We start from the raw sequence: 3,108 nt of genomic DNA, 5'->3' as shown, positions 1-3,108 counted from the left end.
GAAGGGCGAGATACTTGATGGTCCTGCGCCCAGCACCGGGTACGCCGACAGCACGTCATAGAGCGGCGTCAGCTGGTAGCGCCCGCCGGCCCGCAGGAAGAGGCTGAAGTTCTTCGCGTGGCCGTCCGTCGCGCACAGCATCCAGAACAGCACCTGCGCCTGGAAGAAGGTCCGGCGGTCCTGCTCGCGCGCCATCGAACCGGCGAGCACGTCCAGGATGCGGTCCATGCCCGGGCCGCCCTCGGCTTCGTACCTGGCACCGGGCGGCACGCCGCTGGCCTGGCACATGTCCTCCTGCGGCAGGCGGATCAGCCGCCGCTCGCCGGCCGGGCCGCTCCACCACGCGCGGTCGAAGCGCTCGACCACGAGCGCCTTCATGTCCTCGAACTGCAGTGGCATGCAGGCCGCCACCGGCAGCCCGTACGCTTGCAGGATCCGCGAGCACAGCCACTCGTTCTCGACCGAGTCGCGCATGTCGAGCTTCATGCCGCCGATCAGCCCCAGCGGCAGCTTGAAGATGTGCGTGGTGGGCGTGCCGCCCCGCGGCAGGCACCACTGTCCGTCGTGATGGAGCAGCGCCGTCTTCTCCTGCGCCCCCGCGATGGAGATGCGGAAGTCGTCGTCGTTGGCGACCAGCCCCAGCGTGTGCGGCGTCGTGGTGCCGCGCAGCACCTCGGCCACCTGGGCCTCGGTCAACGGCTGTGCCTGCACGGCCGAGGCGCCGGCCGGGGCCCGGCCCGTGGACAGGATCTCCAGGGCACCCACGCAGTCGCGACCGATCTCGGACAGCAGGTCGAACACCTCGGTCGTGCCGGTCGCGTAGCGGCGCGCCATCCGTTCGCGGATGTCCTGGCTGTCCGGCAGCAGGTTGTCGAACCAGGCCCGAACCTTGGGCCCGCGATGCGGCCCGTTGCCGGGTGTGAACGGCAGCGACAGCGACAGTGGCCGCCCTTGCGCCGACGCCGTCCACCCGAGGTCGTACTGCAGCGTGTCCGGCGCGTTCGGCGCCTGGCTCCAGGTGCCGACGAAGACCCCGTTCATCCAGAGCCCGAGCGAGCGGGTGTGCGATCGGCGTCCCATGCGTCACCAGGACGGCGGCGTGGGGCTGGCGGCGGGCTTGCTCAGCACGAGCTCGACACCGAGGATGCCCAGCAGTTTCAGCAGCCGGGCGGCGCCCACTTTCTCGGCGTTGCGCTCCAGGGCCGAGTAGGTCTGCTGGGTGACGCCAAGACGCAGGGCGGCTTCACTCTGCGTCAGGCCGGCCTCCTTGCGGAAGGCCTGCAGCAGGGTCGGCAGTTGATCCGCGGTGCGAACAGTGAAGTCAGGCATGCAAGCTCCGAGCGTACTTCAGGTTCACAAATTGTAGCCTGTTGAATATATTTACTGCATATAAGCTGTAAGTGAAAAGAACAGCACAAGGGCTGTTTCAGTCCATCCGAAAAATCACACGCATCCCCCCAATATTGAGGATGAATGGCCTCTTGCAGGGGCTCTCCGGCACTGGGCGCCCCTATGCTCACGCCCAAACAGCGCAGGGCTGGGGCCCGGAGGGATTCGATGGAAGGCAGTGCACAGGTGCGCCTGGTGTTCGCGGGCGAGCTGCTGAGCGGGTTCAGCCTCGACGAGGTCAAGCGCAGCTTCGCGCAGGCCTACCGCGTCGAGGGCGAGCGGCTGGAAGAGGTGTTCGCCGGCGGCCGCACGGTGATCAAGCGCGCCATCGCGCTTGCCGATGCCGATCGCTACGTGCAGAAGTTTCGCCAGATGGGCATGCAGGTGCTGGTCGAGACGGCGGATGGCAAGCCGGTGCCCACCTCGTCACCGGCGACGCCACCGATCCCTGCCGTGAAGGCCCCCACCGCCGCACCCGTCGCCGCGCCGCCGCCGACGCCGCTCGCCGCCACCATCCCGCCGCTCGCACCGCTCGAAGAGCAGGTGATCTGCCCCAACTGCGGCGAGCGCCAGCCCAAGCGCGCGTTCTGCCGCAACTGCTCCACCGACATCGCGCGTGCGATCGCCAACAAGCAGGAAGAGATCGACCGGGCCCGCGCCGAGCGCCTGGCGGCCCGCAACGGCGGCCGCTATGCGCCGCCGAAGTCGGGTGGTGCCATGGGGTACGAAGCCACCGAGGATTTGCCTCCGGTCCTGAGCCTGAGCTTCGAAGGCCGCATCGGCCGCATCGCCTACTTCAACACCGGCATGCTGAGCGTGCTCGGTGTCGCGTTGATTGCCATCGCCGCGGCGATCATCCTGCCGATCTTCCGCTCGGTGGGCTTCGCGCTGCTGCTCATACCGGTCTTCGCCGCGTTCGTCATCTGGTCGGTGCGCGCCAGCGCGCTGCGGCTGCACGACATGAACCGCAGCGGCTGGTGGTCGCTGCTGCTGTCGGTGCCCGTCTTCGGCGGCTTGCTCAGCCTGGCGATGATCTTCTGGCCGGGCACCGAGGGCGACAACGACTACGGTCCACAGCCGCGCCGCGGCAACGCCGTGGCCGCGGTGATCACGGGTGTGCTGCTGGTGCTGATCCTGCTCGGCTCGTTCTCGTCGTACCGGTCGTATGTCAAGCGCGCCCGCGAGGCCGAGGCTCCGGCGACGGAGCAGTTCGACCCGCGCGCCGCCCAGGCCGCCGACGTGATCGTCGGCCCGGACGCGCTGAAGGCCTTCACCGACGAGTACCTGGCCCAGGCGAACCACAAGGCCTTCGCGTCGTCCGACAGCGGCGCCTTCGGCTGGCGCTCCGGCCAGAGCTCACCGCGCGAGGCAGCGCGCCAGGCCATGTCGGCCTGCGAGGCCAACCGCAAGCCCTACACCGGGCCGTGCACGCTGGTGAACGTCAACGGCCAGTGGCTCAAGCAGCACTGAGCAGTTCGCGCAACGCCCGCTCGAACACCTCGGGCGGCTGGCCGCCCTGGATCAGGTGGCGGTCGTTGATGATCACCGACGGCACGGCCTGGATGCCGTGCTGGCGGTAGAACTCCTCCTGCGCGCGCACCTCGTCGGCGAACTCGTTCGTCGCGAGCACCTCGCGGGCGCGCGCCACGTCGAGCCCGACCTCGCCGGCCACCTTCACCAGCAGCTCGCGTGAGCTCGGGTCCTGCCCATCGGTGAAGT

At 69.0% G+C, this 3,108-nt stretch carries 4 protein-coding genes; 1 reads left to right on the top strand and 3 read right to left on the bottom strand.

The genetic code is table 11. From position 1 onward, the window contains the following. Both AC1D15_RS24165 and AC1D15_RS24160 read right to left on the bottom strand, forming a co-directional pair. The coding region (locus tag AC1D15_RS24165; RefSeq protein ID WP_477827964.1) for a type II toxin-antitoxin system HipA family toxin at positions 1 to 1,080 on the bottom strand (1,080 nt) is incomplete at its 3' end. Positions 1,081 to 1,083: 3 nt separating this feature from the next. Then, entirely contained in the window at positions 1,084 to 1,329 is a 246-nt protein-coding gene (locus AC1D15_RS24160) for a helix-turn-helix transcriptional regulator (protein WP_047501568.1), read from the bottom strand. Between the two features lie 228 nt (positions 1,330 to 1,557). Between AC1D15_RS24160 and AC1D15_RS24155 the strand changes: the two genes are divergently transcribed. Further along, complete coding sequence (locus tag AC1D15_RS24155; protein WP_477827963.1) at positions 1,558 to 2,859, top strand: DUF805 domain-containing protein; 1,302 nt, start codon at positions 1,558 to 1,560, stop codon at positions 2,857 to 2,859. Here AC1D15_RS24155 and AC1D15_RS24150 read toward each other — a convergent pair. Further along, a partial coding sequence (locus AC1D15_RS24150) for a DsbA family oxidoreductase (RefSeq protein ID WP_477827962.1) occupies positions 2,846 to 3,108 on the bottom strand: 263 nt, incomplete at its 5' end. The genes AC1D15_RS24155 and AC1D15_RS24150 overlap by 14 nt on opposite strands.

Source organism: Rhizobacter sp. P2_H2 (assembly GCF_056403375.1).
Note: the sequence above shows the minus strand (reverse complement) of the source record. Positions and strands in the feature narration are given on the sequence as shown.